Source organism: Paenibacillus glacialis (assembly GCF_001637205.1).
Lineage (GTDB): Bacteria > Bacillota > Bacilli > Paenibacillales > Paenibacillaceae > Paenibacillus_AQ > Paenibacillus_AQ glacialis.
In genome coordinates, this window is the sequence record NZ_LVJH01000007.1 from 541296 (window position 1) to 557247 (window position 15952).

Below are 15952 nucleotides of genomic sequence, written 5' to 3' on the forward strand. Positions count from 1 at the left end.
ATCCTCTTATAGAAAAGAGTGATAGAGTTGTACAAATCAAGCTTAATCAGGGCATGTACTGCTTGTTTGGCCTTATTTATATTAGGTGGTTGCAGCATGATTAGTGATCCGGTATCACTAATGAAGACGCCACAGATTTCTGCAGAGAATGAATCCCTTCGGACATTTATTACATCACAGATTCCTAAAGGAGCACCACTGATCCGTGCTCGTGATAACGATAACACAAGTCTCATTCGTTTTGCAGATCTCAATAATGATGGGAAAAAGGAAGTTATTGTTTTCTATGAGACCCCGGATCAAGCGGTCCAATTACACGGTTCGATTTTTGAAAATAAGAATGGTGAATGGGTGCAAAGAATAACCTTTGATGGTGAAGGTAAAGTGCTGGAATCTTTAAGATTTAAAGACATCACGAATGATGGAAGTATCGACATTATTGCTGGGTTCTCACGAGGGGACGAGGAACTTCAGAGCGGATTAGTCGTATATACTTATCAAGGTAAGGAACTTGAGAAAGCGTTAGAGGTGCCATATAGCCATTTTGTTATTGATGACTTAAATGATGACGGGATAAATGACCTCACAATCGTTTCGTTAAAGCGCAATGAGTTAGCTAGAATGACGACTTACCAGTATGAAAATAGTTTCATTGAACTTGATAAACTTGAATTAGATAAAAGTGTTAATAGCTATTACAATGTTGTCGCTGGCAAGGTATCCCCAGATAAGAGAGGCATTATCTTAGATGCTGGGAGTGGATCTAGCTCTGGTTATTGGTATTCAGAGATGATTGTCATGGTGGACAACAAGTTAACACCTGTCCTTAATGATGATCAAACATATAAGGATGTTCAGATTTATAGTGAAGATGTCAACGCTGATGGGATATATGAAATTGGTATACTGGAGACGCCCAAAGGATGGGAACACTTTAGCTTTGACGAGATTCCATGGTTCTACTCTTACTATCAATGGGATGGTAAAGAGGGGATGACCTTTGTTAGGCAACAATACCATGATTATAAAAGCAGGTTTTTCCTTAATTTTTTCCCTCCAGAATGGCATAACATCGTAACCATTGATACGAAATCGAACAAGGATGAGTATTTACGGTTTGTGATGTCAGACACAAACAAAACAGTTGCAGAGATCAAATTCTTCTCACAACAAGATTGGGATAAGGATCATGGCGGTTGGGACTTACTTGTTCGCGTGAGTGATAAAGTGATTGCTTATAAGAGTTACGACGTAAATCTTGAGCTTAATAAAAATAAAAAAGTGGAGACGGATGTGGCTCCAATTGAGAGGAAAGGAAATAAGGATGAGTAAAGTATTGATATTGGAAGATGAGGAATCTATTCGTAGCTTTATAGTCATTAATTTAAAACGTAATGGATTTGAAGTTGTAGAAGCGGCCGATGGATATGAAGCCATTGAAAAATTAACAACCATACCTGATATCGATATTGCGCTATTAGATGTCATGGTTCCTGGTATTGATGGATTTGAAGTGTGTCGACGGATTAGAGAAACCAATGAACGGATTGGGATTATTTTCTTAACAGCCAAAGTACAGGAGCAAGATAAAGTATATGCCTTGTCTGTAGGTGCTGACGATCATGTCAGTAAACCGTTTAGTCCGACTGAGCTTATTGCTCGAATTCAATCTTTGTTACGACGTGTGAATGTCCATCGGGAAAGTTCTGCGAAAGTTAGTTTTCACTCGGGACCCTTCTCGCTTGACCTCATTACTAAACAATTCAAAAAGAACGCCGTTGCCATTGAACTAACACCTACGGAGTTCTCACTTATTCAATTTTTCCTGGAAAAGGAGACTACACCACTGAGTCGTGATGTCCTACTGGATCACGTGTGGGGCAGAGAGTACATGGGAGACCCTAAGATTGTTGATGTGAATATTCGTCGTTTACGTCAAAAAATTGAAGAGAACCCTTCAGAACCGGAATTCTTGCAAACCGTTTGGGGACATGGTTATAAGTGGAAGGGCAAAGTGCAATGATTAAGAAGGGTATTCGCAGACAGATCGTTCTCCACTATTTCATAGTCGTGTTTACAGCACTTCTTCTTGTGGAAGTCATTTTCTTGTTAGCGATAAGAACGTATTATTATGACAGTGTATATAGTCATATTTCGACAAGTGTAAAAAATGCAGAAAGATATTATCAGATATTCCGTCTTTATGAGGAAGGAAATGTTAATTTATTGTCAGATATGCTAGCGAATTTTAAATTGACGAATACCGAACTTCAGATCTTGGATACGAAGGGTAACGTATTAATTAATACGACGGAATTCCAATCAGAGACGTCCATTACGACAAGTGACGTACCCCAAGCCATCGCAGGGGACATTGGTAGATGGGTAGGAAGACAACCATCTACCAATGAGGATGTTATGGCGGTATCGAAATTAACGCAACTCGGTGGTGAAGACACATACATCTTGCGCTATACTACTTCATTGAAAATGTTGAATGACAAACTTTTCAACGTGTCGTTAGTATCCATTTCAATTGGTGCTGCTGTATTAGCCGTAGTCCTCGCGTTCAGTATGGGACTTGCGAATTCGATCGTTAAACCGCTGAATAACATTACGGCTGTATCTGCCCAAATGGCTAAGGGGAAATATAAGGCAAGAGTAAAGGGGGACTATAAGTATGAATTGGGTGAATTGGCAAGTACCCTTAATCATATGGCCCAAGAAATTGTTCGAAGTAATCAGATTAAAGATGATTTCATCTCATCCATTTCCCATGAACTTAGAACTCCTTTAACGAGTATTAAGGGTTGGAGTGAGACGATTCACTCGGGTGGGTTTGATCCTGATGAGACGAAGATCGGTCTGCAGATTATCTCAAAAGAGACTGAACGTCTGATTGGTTTAGTTGAAGAGATACTAGATTTCTCCAAACTTCAACAAAATGAGATGAAACTGGTCATGGGTAAAGTGGCTCTCAAAGAACTTCTTAAGGAAATCATGTTAAATATGTGGACGAAAGCAGAGAAGAAGAATATTAAGCTTGTATTAGAATCAGATGAGAATCCGATTGTGATCGGGGATGCTAATCGACTGAAACAAGTATTCTTAAACCTCGTTGATAACGCGATAAAATTCTCGGAAGAGCACAGTGAAATCCAGATTGTGTTGAATTGTTACCCTGAGCAAGTTGAGGTTGATGTTCAAGATAACGGATTAGGAATTAGTGAGGAGCATTTGAACAGAGTGAGGGACCGTTTCTTTCAAGTTAATCCTTTAAATGGAGGGACCGGACTTGGTCTTGCGATCTCACAACAGCTAGTTGAACAGCATCAAGGAACACTGGTCATTCAGAGTGAACTCGGGAAAGGAACGGTTGTAACGGTTATGTTACCCCTTTCTAATGAGAATGATAGCATCTCTTAGCAGAGTGTACTTTGATTACAAATTAAGGTAAAATAAACGAAAATAACAACAAGAGCGAATCCCAATAGGAATTCGCTCTTGTTGTTTTATTTTCTTTATAATCCTTGAGCACTAAGACGTGCGGATTTTTCAAGTACATCTTGCAAAAGTCGCGTAGGTTGTGTCAGTACAGTTGGTTTAGGGAATATAATCTCACGTGGACCGACCACAACCACATGATTAGCAGATCCTTTGATTGTGGAACCATCTTTAATCACTGCACCTTCACCAATGATAGCATGTTCTATAATAACGTTTCGTCCAATTTTGACATTGGGCATAATGACACTGTGCTTAATTTCAGAACTTTTACCAATCTCGACACCACAAAAGATGACTGACTTCTCAGCATTACCATCCAAAGTGCATGACTCTGACATCATGCAATTAGAAGTGTTACCAACTTTCTCTTTATGTTGACTATATTTCGTTATCCACGGACGGCTGTACATAGGCCAATTGCTCTTATGTAGCTCCCACTCAACCTTATCATCCAACAAGTCCATATGCGCATCCCAGAGGCTTTCCACCGTACCTACATCTCTCCAATAGCCATTAAAGCGGAAAGCGAAAAGCGGATCCTGATTGATTAGCATCGAAGGTATGATATCTTTTCCAAAGTCATGCGTGGATATGAGGTTAGATGCATCATCCATTAATAATTGTTTTAAATAAGACCACTTGAAAATGTATATCCCCATGGAGGCCAAGTTACTTTCAGGTTGTGCTGGCTTTTCTTTGAAATCAGAGATCTGTAAATCGGCATCCATACTTAAAATACCAAATCGGCTAGCGTCTTCCCAAGGGACTTCCATAACCGAAATCGTTGCCGTTGCATTCTTGCTTTTATGTTGCTGTAACATTTCACTATAATCCATATGGTAAATGTGATCTCCGGAAAGAATAAGAACATGTTCTGGATTGTTGCGATCGATATATTCAATGTTCTTGTATATGGCATCTGCTGTACCTAAATACTCATCCCCCGTACGATAGGAGGGTAAAAGGGAAACCCCATCGTCACCCATAGTCTGAAGACCCCAAGGTTCGCCGTTACCAATATGTTCATGTAATGAATTAGCTTCATACTGCGTAAGTACACCCACGGTTCCGATTCCGGAGTTCACGCAATTACTTAGTGGGAAATCAATAATACGATAATGACCACCAAACGGAACTGCCGGTTTGGCCATTTCTGAAGTTAAAGGGGCTAATCTTCGGCCTTCTCCACCTGCAAGCAGCATGGCAATACATTCTTTTTTAATCAAGTTACGTCACTCCCTAATTATTATCAATGATGATCTATGTGTAAACATCTTTTAACCCACATGAAACGAGTATATTGAAATAATCATGAATTATTACAAATATTGGTATTAAATATCATTTATATTTTCAAGATGTCTGGAATAGGGTAATGATAAGGATGTAACATTAATGAATGGAGAAGGTGATTAGTTTGTTGGAACAACATATTATTCCGATCAATGTGATCCCATCGGAGGATATTTATTTATTTCATGAAGGAACATCACATCATAGTTACCGCTTCTTAGGTGCACATCCAGCCATTGAAGAGGGACAAGATGGTGTTCGGTTTACAGTGTGGGCACCTCATGCATCCCATGTAGGACTAGCATTGGATCAGAATGCTTGGAATGGCTGCAATCATTCATTATATAAGATACCCGAATCAGGATTTTGGACTCGCTTTTTCGCTAAATTAACCCTTGGAACTATTTACAAGTACCATATTACGGGACCCGATGGAGAATCTTTTCTAAAGGCTGATCCTTACGCTTTTCAAGCTGAATTACGACCGGCAACGGCATCTGTTGTGACTGCTTTAGAAGGGTATAAATGGAATGACGCATCTTGGCGCAAAAAATTAAAGGAACCGTTCAACAAACCAATTAACATTTATGAAGTTCATTTAGGAACCTGGAGGCAGAAAGAGGATGGCACCTTATATTCTTACCGAGAAATGGTGGACATACTTATTCCTTATGTGAAGGTCATGGGATATACACATATAGAGTTTATGCCGCTAAGTGAACATCCATACGATCTTTCTTGGGGGTATCAAGGAACTGGTTTTTTTGCAGTAACAAGTCGATTTGGTTCGCCACACGATTTCATGTTTCTTGTTGACGAATGTCATCAAGCAGGACTTGGTGTCATTATGGATTGGGTTCCGGCTCATTTCGCTAAGGATGCCCATGGTTTACGAATGTTCGATGGAGCGCCATTATTTGAGTACAGTGATCCCTATAAAGCAGAGAAACCCGGATGGGGAACCCTTTCTTTCGATTATGGGAAGCCAGAAGTTGTCTCATTCCTGATTTCCAATGCACTATTTTGGCTAGATATGTATCATATTGATGGGCTTCGAGTGGATGCTGTAACAAGCATGATCCGTCTTGATTTCGAGAAGAAAGTGGAGCAGTACCAGAGGAATGAAATGGGTGGACTTGAAAATTTAGAGGCAATTTCTTTTCTACAACAGCTGAATACTGCCATATTTCGTTATTTCCCTCATACATTAATGATGGCTGAAGAATCTAGTGCTTGGCCTGGAGTTACAGCTCCTGTAGAAGACAATGGTTTAGGGTTTAATTACAAATGGAATATGGGTTGGATGAACGATACGTTGGATTACATCGAAAGACCTTTCTCGGAAAGATCATATAGGCATCATTTACTAACGTTTCCTATCTGTTATGCGTATTCTGAGAACTTTGCCCTTCCGCTGTCACATGATGAAGTGGTTCACGGTAAGAAGTCACTCTTGAATAAAATGCCAGGTAGCTACGAGGAGAAGTTCGCAGGACTCCGGATTCTACTCGGTTATCAAATGACACATCCAGGTAAAAAGTTGCTATTTATGGGTGGCGAATTCGGACAATTTATTGAGTGGAAGGATCAAGAAGAGTTGGACTGGCTGTTGCTTGCTTATGACAAACATCGACAAACGAAAGAGTACACCTCAGATTTGAATCATTTCTATAAGAATGAGAAAGCATTATGGGAACTTGATCATGGGTTTGAAGGGTACCAGTGGATTAGTGCAGATGATCATACACAGAGTGTACTTTCCTATATTCGTAAAGGGAAAAAGAAATCGGATGAGCTCATTATCGTAATTAATTTCCAACCTGTAATGCAAGAAGAATATCGTATTGGTATCATGAGACCGGGTAATTATCAGTGTGTATTCAATAGTGATCATGTGAAATATGGGGGAGAGGGATTAAAGGTAGAATCTTCCGTTAAGACTGAAAAGATGTCATATCATAGTCAGAAACAGAGCGTAGTACTGACTATTCCGCCGCTGAGTATGTTGGTCTACAAAAAGGAACCTAGACGGACGAAATGAATTTTACAGTGAAGGAGAATAACCAAATGAAAGTATTGTTTGCAGCAGCAGAATCCACACCTTTTATTAAAACAGGTGGACTGGCTGACGTGATAGGCGCTCTTCCAAAAGAACTTTTCAGCAGTGGAGTAGATGTACGAGTGATTCTCCCTAAGTATCGTGGCATAGCTCAACAATATAGAGATGCGATGACACATATAGGTGAAGTGTACGTACATTTAGGCTGGAGACGCCAATATTGTGGGATTGAAAGAATCATACATGAAGGAATTCCTATTTACTTTATCGATAATGAATATTATTTCGGACGTGACAACGTTTACGGATATATGGATGACGGAGAGCGGTTTTCATTCTTTAATAAGGCGGTATTACAAGTAATGCGTGAACTGGACTTCCAAGCCGACGTGTTGCACTGCCATGATTGGCATACAGCGATGATTCCACTGCTATTGGAAGCACATTATCGAGATGATCCTTTTTACGCTAATATGAATACGGTATTCACGATACATAATTTGTTATATCAAGGCATATTTCCGTATGACATGTTGAATGATCTCTTGGGGTTAGATAATCGTTATTACCTTGGTGTAGAATACTACGGCAACGCTAGCTTCATGAAAGCTGGTATTCGTTACTCTGACCATGTCACGACGGTAAGTCCTACGTATGCCAAAGAAATTCAGACAGCGCATTATGGGTATGGATTAGAGGGTCTATTAACATCCTTAGGGGACAAATTGAGTGGGATCATCAATGGCATTGACGCGACAAGTTATAATCCTGCTAATGATCCTTATATATATTCAAATTATGATACTAACCTAGACGAGAAGATCGAGAATAAAATAGCGTTACAAAAAGAACTTCACCTTCCTGTCGCCCCCAAAATCCCTCTTATTTCAATGGTCACCCGATTGGTGGATTCTAAGGGTCTGGATCTTCTCATTAGAACCTTAGATGAATTGCTGTATTATGATGAAGTTCAAGTAGTTATTCTGGGCACAGGTGACGCTTATTATGAACAATGGTTTAGAGAAGCAGCGAAACGTTATCCTAACAAGCTATCGGCTCAGATTATCTTTAGTGAGGGATTATCGCGCAAATGTTATGCAGCCAGTGACATCTTCCTTATGCCATCAAAATTTGAACCATGTGGGATCAGTCAGTTGTTGGCTTTACGTTATGGGAGCATTCCAGTCGTTCGTGAAACAGGTGGTTTAAATGATACGGTACATGCTTACAACGAGTTCACAGGAGAAGGGAATGGATTTACCTTCGGTGCCTTTAATGCACATGATATGATGCATACCATTCGTCGTGCGGTATCCTTCTATCATCAGCCGGAACATTGGCGCCAAATCACGAACAATGCGTTTAGTGGTGACTATAGCTGGAACGTATCAGCGCGTGAGTATATCGATATTTATGAACGTGTTATTGGGGAGTAAGTGAAGGTTCATGCTGGTGCATGCAATAGTGAGATTAAAAAAAGGTGTCCCAAAAGTCATTGATGAAATGACTAAGAACACCCTTTTTCTATGCACAAACTATATGAGGTTGAAAAATCTGCTCGATAGTATCATTCATTTCTTTGCTTATTGCTCACGTTGCTCAAATTCAGCTTTAATATTTGCAAGAAGTTCAGGTTTGGTTATCACGTCATAAGCCGTGTTTGCCAAAGCTTTGGCAGCTAGAATCATGCCATCTAAGGCAAGATCTTTCATAGCAAGATCGCGGAATTGTGGCGTATGAAGCCCGTGTCTTTCATCAATGACCTTAATATAAGGATGAATGGCTGGACAGCATAAGGAGACATTACCTAGATCCATGGAGCCATGGTCATTACCGCTGCTAATTTCTTCTGGGCTTATGCCCAATTCAACAAGGTTGGAAGTAAACGTATCTGACAGATGCTCGTTCGTAATCATTTCATCATAGGATGTTTCATAATTTGAAATGTCTAATGTACAACCCGTCTGCATTGCAGCACCTTGTGCGATTTGTTTCACGCGTTCTGTTAGAATGTTCAATTCCTTACGAGTTGCTGCACGAACATAGAATTGAGCGGAAGCATAATCAGGAATAATGTTAGCAGCTTCGCCGCCATGGTTAATAATACCGTGAATACGTACAGTGCTCTTTACTTGCTGACGGAAAGCATTAATACCATTAAAGGTTTGAATGATCGCATCAAGCGCATTGATTCCTTCATGAGGACTCGCTGCAGCGTGAGATGATTTACCATGAAATTCGAATTGGATAGCATCTATTGCAAGAGAGCGTCCTGATTTCTCGTATGCATAAAAGGGATGCGTCATGAGTGCCACGTCACAATCGTCAAAGAGACCGGCAGCAGCCATAGGAACCTTAGCACCACGCGTTTCTTCAGCTGGCGTACCAAATACACGGATGGTACCTCCAATCTCATCAATCACGGATTTCAGGCCGACCGCTGCTCCTAAACTCATCATACAGATGAGATGATGACCACAGGCATGTCCAAGACCTTGAAGAGCGTCGTATTCACATAATAGTGCTATTGTAGGTCCAGATTTCTTAGAGGAATAGGTACCGATAAATGCCGTTTCAATACCCAACACAGGTGCTTCAACGGTGAAACCGTGATATGTAAGTTCTTCTTTCAAGCGAGCCGAGGCAAGAAATTCTTCATTTCCCAGTTCTGGATTAGCTCCGATATATAGTGAAATCTCTTTAAATCGTGTTGTAAATTGATCAATCGTGGAAGATATAGTATTTTTGCTACTCATATAGGCAACTCCTCTGTATTTAATGAAATGAATGATTTATAACGCTTGATATATAGATTGAACTAAAGTTTGCGCTCACAAGTTCAATTATTTCTAAAGAGAATCATGAATATGAGGGTTCGTCTTTAGTTCAATCTATATAGTATATCATGAATAAATTTTATCAGTCTATGCAATCGTTTTGTATAAATTTGTATGAAGATGAAGCGCTATTTATGAACTCCTAGTGAATACCATTGCATAATAATACATATTGTCTTATGATGGTTCATGTTGTTAATCATAAAACAAACTAAAGTTTAAACGTAAGGGAGAAGAGGAAGTTGAAGAAAATAACTCGTATCATCGTGTTCTTACTGAGTGCCGTTATCTTGCTAACAACGGGTTTAATACCGGCTAGCGCTCAAGAAGCTACAACGACTGTTAATAAGAAACTGATTCTTGGCACAAGTGCCGAGTTTGCACCGTATGAATTTCACAAAAGAATTGATGGGAAAGACCAAATTGTTGGGTTCGATATATCTATTGCGAAGGAAATTGCGAAAGATATGGGAGCCGAGTTAATCATAGAGGATATGGGATTTGATAGTCTTCTATCTGCGTTACAAAGTGGCAGGGTAGACATGGTCATCTCAGGAATGACACCGACAGAAGAACGTCGTCAAAGCATTGATTTCTCAGATAATTATTATATGGCTCGTCAGGTTATGATCGTCAGAGCAGAAGATAAAGACAAATTTCTCACGATGAAAGATTTCGAGAATGAGAAGATTAGTGTGCAAAAGGGTTCCATTCAAGAAGAAATTGGACAGACCATCCAAGGAGCACAACTGACTGCTTTGGATAAAATTCCAGATGTTGTATTACAGCTTCAAACAAAACGTGTTAATGCCATTATTGTAGAAGATACCGTAGCTGAAGGATACATTGATTCAGAAACAGTCATTGCTGATGCAAGTCCAGCTGATTCTGAATCCTATGCAGCCATTGGTATTAAAAAGGGTAAAGTTGAGCTTCAGGCTGCTATTAATGACACACTTGCTCGCTTGAAGAGCGAGGGTGCGATTGATCAAATGGTGAAAGATGCGAGTATATTAGCCGCGAAGGTAGAGTCTGGAAACATTTTGACCACCGCATGGGAATACCGTAATTATTACATCAAAGGGATAGGTTTTACTCTTTTATTGTCTGCATTAGGTGTATTATTTGGTTTCATTATTGGTCTATTCATAGCTATATTACGTATGACGAACATTCGAATCGTGAAGTGGTTAGGCACTGCTTACGTCGAAGTGTTACGTGGTACACCAATGCTCGTACAGCTTATGATTATTCATTATGGTGTTGCTTTAACGCTTGGCGTTAACTTCTCACCGCTACAGTCTGGTATCATTACGTTATCCATTAATAGTTCAGCTTATCTAGCTGAAATTTTTAGAGCGGGGATTCAAGGTGTAGATCGAGGACAGATGGAAGCTGCTCGTTCACTCGGAATGAACCGTATTACAGCGATGCGCCATATTGTCCTACCTCAAGCATTTAAAGCTGTTCTGCCAGCTATTGGGAACGAATTTATTACGATCATCAAAGAATCATCGATCATTTCAGTTATTGGGATGGCAGATATTATGTATCAGGCAGGCGTTGTTAAGAACATCACTTATCAAGGACTTAGCCCATTCATTATTGCTGCGGCAATCTATTTTGTATTAACGTTTACGTTGTCTAAGTTACTGAATGCGTTGGAAAGGAAGTTGAGTGCCAGTGATAACCGTTAAAGATCTGCATAAATCATATGGGAACATAGAAATTCTTAAAGGAATCGATTTGGACATTTCCAAGGGAGAAGTTGTCGTTGTAATAGGACCATCTGGATCGGGAAAGAGCACATTTCTTCGTTGTCTAAATCTACTTGAACAACCAACATCTGGAGAAATACGATTTGAAGGGCAGTCAATTACAGCTCCTAAGCATGACATCAACGCAACCCGAGAAAAAATGGGCATGGTGTTTCAGAACTTTAACCTATTTCCCCATAAGACCGTTGGACAGAATATTATGATCGCACCACTTACGGTGAAGAAGCAGTCTGCATCAGAAGTGGAAGTCATTGCGAATAAGTTGCTGGACACCGTTGGATTATCCGATAAAAAAGATGTCTTCCCGAATCAATTGTCAGGAGGACAGAAACAGCGTATTGCGATTGCACGCGCACTTGCTATGCAACCTCACGTGATGTTGTTTGATGAACCGACTTCGGCACTTGATCCTGAGATGGTAGGAGAGGTTCTTGAAGTCATGAAGAAGCTAGCTCATGAAGGCATGACGATGGTTATCGTTACCCACGAGATGGGATTTGCTCGCGAAGTTGGGGATCGGATTCTGTTCATGGACGAAGGCCGAATTATGGAACAGGGTACACCGGAAGAAGTGTTCAATAATCCGAAGAATATTCGTACAAAAGAATTTCTAAGTAAAGTATTGTAATAACTATTTTCGGATCAATAAAGACAGGCATGAAGATGACGAAAATGTCATTAATATGTCTGTCTTTTTGTGTGAAAACAATAAGAAACTGATCTGTCAAAGGGTTATTGGCAATCTTTACATTTTAACTAGTTACAAAATTGTGATATATTTGTTGAGCCGAAACTTTCAAGGGAAAGTGCGGGGGATGTAATTAGCGTGTATAAGAACATAAGTATCGTTCTTCTCACCTTGGGGTGAATCGCATGGAACCATGTGCGTAGGGTTGACTCCCAATCCGAATCCGACAGCTAACTTCGCAGGCATTAATACGAGGAGGAACACAAACGATGAATACGAAATTTAAAAAAATTAAAATGATGGTAGCCGTAATGGGCGTTGCATTGGTCGTCCAAAGTACACCTATTCACGCAGATGCTGTTCATGTAACTAAAGAAGGAGATACCTTCTTCAAATTATCACAACAATACGGTGTGAGTCTTGATAAGTTGATCAAAGCCAATCCGAATACACAGGAAAATAACATCTATGCAGGAATTAATTTGACCATTCCAACAGTGAAGAACACAGTATCTGCTGCATCTGTGAACTCAACAGAGTCTACTCTAAACGTTTCACCAGATCAAAAAGTGGTGGAAGCTTGGGGTAAAACATTTAACTATAGTAAAACAGTACAGGTGAAAGCTACGGCGTACTCTGCTGCAGCAAGCGAGAATGGTAAGTGGGGTGCCGTTGATTATTTCGGTAACCCGCTTAAGCTGGGTACGATCGCTGTAGATCCTAAAGTTATTCCTATGGGTACGAAAGTATTGGTAACAGGGCATGATCATAATGGACTACCTAACGATGCCTTTGTTGCTACAGCAACGGACGCAGGTTCTGCCATAAAGGGCAATCGAATTGATATATTTATTCCAGGAAGCCAGAAGAGTGTTAGTTCATTCGGCTTTCAGCAAGTTAAATTGTTTATCATTAATTAGATTAAATAAGAATAGACCGAGAGCCAGTAATATCTGGTTCTCGGTCTATTTTTGATTTTCACCATTACTTCGATTGTATTGTATATTCATAAAGCTATCTATTGTTTCAATCTATGTCGGGTGACAAGAACATAATCCGATTGCCGACGAAGGCACAAATAATGATAATATTCATGAGATCCTAAGGATCGACAGCCTCGCTACACTAACGAGCAGGATAACATAATCAAATACAACTATATAACTCCATTATATTTGGTATAATCTTCGGTTGATGAGGATCAAACAGCTCTAACTAGATTTGGAATAAAAGAGAGATCGAGCCTATTGCAGTGGCCGAGGAGGAATACAGTTCCAGATATGAAGAAAGGCGGGGTGTTGATGTGTTATAACAATATGTTGACACAAAAGTAATTAGGAACCATACTATATATGAACAACAATAATAAAATAATAAATGACATTGACGCTATTCCCTCGCTTGTCTAATCCAAGCGGCAGATTGATCGCTATAACCTAGACCTAGACGCACAGGCTATACTCGTCGCATCTAGGCTAATGGCAGCGGGAGCCAAGCTTCACTATGGACAGACGAATAGTTAATAACAATTTAATTGAGAAAAAGGAGGGATCCATCGTGAAAATAAGAGTGATAATTACAGGTGTTACGGGGATGGTTGGCGAGGGTGTATTACATGAATGCCTGCAGCATCCTGATGTGGAACACGTTTTAGTGATTAACCGCAAACCATGCGGCGTTTCACATCCCAAATTAACTGAAATCATCCACAAAGATTTTTTTGATTTATCTGCAATCAAGTCTCAATTAAGCAACTATAATGCATGCTACTTTTGCTTGGGTGTAAGCTCTGTTGGTTTGAAGGAGGAGGAGTACTCACGATTATCGTTTGATCTTACTGTGCATATGGCAGAAATGCTCGCAGGCTTGAACCCAGATATGGTGTTCTGCTATGTTTCCGGAATGGGGACGGATAGTACAGAGCTAGGAAAAAGGATGTGGGCAAGAGTGAAGGGCAAGACAGAAAATCACCTCATGCAGCTGCCTTTCAAAAAAGCATACATGTTTCGCCCTGCCTACATCAATCCAATAAAGGGATTAAAAAATACGCATAAATCTTATTATGCATTTATGTGGCTATTTCCTATTCTAAGAAGACTATTTCCAAACGTTACAGTGTCTTTAAAGGAACTTGGTATTGCAATGATTCATACTGTTACAAAAGGATATGATAAAGCTATTCTGGAGAGCAAGGATATCATTAAATTGTCTAAATCCTAACCGGTACTTTTGGCTGATCTCATAATCTAATTCATCTGAGCTCAATAATACAGCTGATTTATCCGGGTAATTATTCTCAATGTGTCGCTCTCCCCAGGCACAAAGCTGTTTGCTCCGCTTTGTTTAAAAGTGCTGCAGCAATATGCGTAAGCGAGCGACCATACTCCGTTAGATGAGGATCAAACAGCTCTAACTCGATTTGGAATAAAAGAGAGATCGAGCCTTTTGTAGTGACCGAGGAGGAATACAGTTCCAGATATGAAGAAAGGCGGGGTGTTGATGTGTTATAAAAATGTGTTGACACAAAAGTAATTAGGAGCCATACTACATATATGAACAACAATAATAAAGTAACAAATGACATTGACGCTATTCCCTCGCTTGTACAATCCAAGCGGCAGATTGATCGCTATAACCTAGACATAGACGCACAGGCTATACTCGTCGCGTCTAGGCTAATGGCAGCGGGAGCCAAGCTTGGACATGCCTCGGAGATTCACTTCTCTAGATTCGGTTTATCAACAGGGCGATATCGTTTATTGGCAGATCTTGAAGATAACGAAGGAGAAGAGTTGCCTTCGCAATTAGCGGAGCATCTAGGCGTTACACGTGCTACAGTGACTGGTCTTATCGACATTCTTGAGCGAGATGGCCTAGTATCTCGGCGATCAAGCTCAGACGATGGCCGTCAGAGATCGGTCATTTTGACGGAAGAAGGGGCGAAGAAGCTCCGTCAAATGGCTCCTGAGCATTTCGCTCGGCTGGAAGCAATGGTGGGCTTACTCAATATCGATGAGCGCAGCGTATTTCTCGACTTGCTAGGCCGAGTTACACAAGGCATCTCAGCACTTACGGGCGAACTAGGCTCGAAACCAAAGGGAAACATCAGTAATGAGTAGAATGGGCTAGTGAAGCTAGCCTATTTTTACTCTTATATAGTTAGGAACCTAATTATATCTCACTGAAAGCAATCGTTGAACTATTTCAAAGAAGAAGGGAGCGACTAAATGAACAAGATGAAATACCCGAATCAGACAGATGATGTTTACGGCATCAAGGCTACTGGTTCCAAGAAAAAGACTTTTGTACTATGGCGTGAAGTTGTAATGGCCTATGCTGCTCCTGCCATCATGGCAGGTATCGGGGGGGTGGTTACTGCCGATAGGGGTCTTCAAATAGGGGCATTGACCACAATCGGCGGTGCATCGGCCTTGATGGCCTTGATGATTGGCCTATTGTTGCGAAGCCGAGTGGGCCTTATACGATGGATCATCGGTGCACCTCACTTGGTTGTGGTAGGGGTGTTCGCATTGGCCGGTTCCTCGTTTGGCCTATACGCCGCATGGGTGACAACTGGTTTACTAGAAATGATGATTCCGAGCAATCACTTGGCCTGGGTCGGTCGTGTCTGGATTGATTTCCCGTTGTCTGGATTCATAGCAAGCACGATAGTGACATGGCGGTGGCGTCTTGCCGTCACAACTAATTTTTCATCCAAAAGGAGAAGATAAAAATGATAGTTATTATGGGAGCAACAGGTACGATAGGAAGTGCGCTTTTGGAACGTTTG

The 15952-nt window shown here is 40.5% G+C and carries 13 protein-coding genes and 1 riboswitch; of the genes, 11 read left to right on the forward strand and 2 right to left on the reverse strand.

Features of this window, described 5'->3' with window-relative positions; all coding sequences use genetic code 11:
• The first annotated feature begins 96 nt into the window (after nucleotides 1-96).
• From PGLA_RS07900 to PGLA_RS07910, 3 genes are read left to right on the forward strand one after another with little or no spacing between them, the layout of a single operon-like run.
• Nucleotides 97-1332 (forward strand): FG-GAP-like repeat-containing protein, encoded by a 1236-nt coding sequence (locus PGLA_RS07900; RefSeq protein ID WP_245699747.1) that lies wholly within the window; start codon nucleotides 97-99, stop codon nucleotides 1330-1332.
• Nucleotides 1325-2023: a response regulator transcription factor gene (locus PGLA_RS07905; protein ID WP_068531263.1), complete on the forward strand. Its 699-nt coding sequence runs from the start codon at nucleotides 1325-1327 to the stop codon at nucleotides 2021-2023. The genes PGLA_RS07900 and PGLA_RS07905 overlap by 8 nt, the downstream gene beginning before the upstream one ends.
• Nucleotides 2020-3426, forward strand: a complete 1407-nt coding sequence (locus tag PGLA_RS07910; RefSeq protein WP_068531266.1) for a sensor histidine kinase — start codon at nucleotides 2020-2022, stop codon at nucleotides 3424-3426. Before PGLA_RS07905 ends, PGLA_RS07910 begins: the two co-directional genes overlap by 4 nt.
• Before the next feature lie 95 nt (nucleotides 3427-3521).
• Here PGLA_RS07910 and PGLA_RS07915 read toward each other — a convergent pair whose 3' ends face one another.
• Nucleotides 3522-4733, reverse strand: coding sequence for a glucose-1-phosphate adenylyltransferase (locus PGLA_RS07915; protein ID WP_068531269.1), 1212 nt, complete (start codon nucleotides 4731-4733; stop codon nucleotides 3522-3524).
• A gap of 173 nt (nucleotides 4734-4906) precedes the next feature.
• On the opposite strand from PGLA_RS07915, the gene glgB reads away from it, so the two are divergent.
• The gene (gene glgB / locus PGLA_RS07920; RefSeq protein WP_068531273.1) at nucleotides 4907-6841 is read left to right on the forward strand and encodes a 1,4-alpha-glucan branching protein GlgB; all 1935 of its coding nucleotides are present in this window, start codon (nucleotides 4907-4909) and stop codon (nucleotides 6839-6841) included.
• Between the two features lie 26 nt (nucleotides 6842-6867).
• The gene (gene glgA, locus PGLA_RS07925) at nucleotides 6868-8295 is read left to right on the forward strand and encodes a glycogen synthase GlgA (RefSeq protein WP_068531276.1); all 1428 of its coding nucleotides are present in this window, start codon (nucleotides 6868-6870) and stop codon (nucleotides 8293-8295) included.
• Nucleotides 8296-8442: 147 nt separating this feature from the next.
• On the opposite strand, the gene PGLA_RS07930 is transcribed toward glgA, so the two are convergent.
• Nucleotides 8443-9615: a M20 family metallopeptidase gene (locus PGLA_RS07930; protein WP_068531279.1), complete on the reverse strand. Its 1173-nt coding sequence runs from the start codon at nucleotides 9613-9615 to the stop codon at nucleotides 8443-8445.
• A gap of 323 nt (nucleotides 9616-9938) precedes the next feature.
• Between PGLA_RS07930 and PGLA_RS07935 the strand changes: the two genes are divergently transcribed.
• The 6 genes from PGLA_RS07935 to PGLA_RS07960 all read left to right on the forward strand — a co-directional run bounded on the left by PGLA_RS07935 (nucleotide 9939) and on the right by PGLA_RS07960 (nucleotide 15893).
• Nucleotides 9939-11393, forward strand: a complete 1455-nt coding sequence (locus PGLA_RS07935) for an ABC transporter substrate-binding protein/permease (RefSeq protein WP_068531282.1) — start codon at nucleotides 9939-9941, stop codon at nucleotides 11391-11393.
• Entirely contained in the window at nucleotides 11380-12102 is a 723-nt protein-coding gene (locus PGLA_RS07940; protein ID WP_068531285.1) for an amino acid ABC transporter ATP-binding protein, read from the forward strand. The genes PGLA_RS07935 and PGLA_RS07940 overlap by 14 nt, the downstream gene beginning before the upstream one ends.
• Nucleotides 12103-12249: 147 nt before the next feature.
• Nucleotides 12250-12422: riboswitch (cyclic di-AMP (ydaO/yuaA leader) on the forward strand.
• A gap of 9 nt (nucleotides 12423-12431) precedes the next feature.
• Entirely contained in the window at nucleotides 12432-13082 is a 651-nt protein-coding gene (locus tag PGLA_RS07945) for a 3D domain-containing protein (protein ID WP_068531288.1), read from the forward strand.
• Between the two features lie 637 nt (nucleotides 13083-13719).
• The gene (locus PGLA_RS07950) at nucleotides 13720-14382 is read left to right on the forward strand and encodes an NAD-dependent epimerase/dehydratase family protein (protein ID WP_068531292.1); all 663 of its coding nucleotides are present in this window, start codon (nucleotides 13720-13722) and stop codon (nucleotides 14380-14382) included.
• A 332-nt stretch (nucleotides 14383-14714) separates the two neighbouring features.
• Nucleotides 14715-15281 carry a MarR family winged helix-turn-helix transcriptional regulator gene (locus PGLA_RS07955; RefSeq protein ID WP_068531295.1) on the forward strand — a complete coding sequence of 189 codons (567 nt, stop codon included), beginning with the start codon at nucleotides 14715-14717 and terminating at the stop codon, nucleotides 15279-15281.
• 108 nt (nucleotides 15282-15389) lie between these two features.
• Nucleotides 15390-15893, forward strand: a complete 504-nt coding sequence (locus tag PGLA_RS07960; protein WP_211269510.1) for a hypothetical protein — start codon at nucleotides 15390-15392, stop codon at nucleotides 15891-15893.
• The last annotated feature ends 59 nt before the right edge of the window (nucleotides 15894-15952 follow it).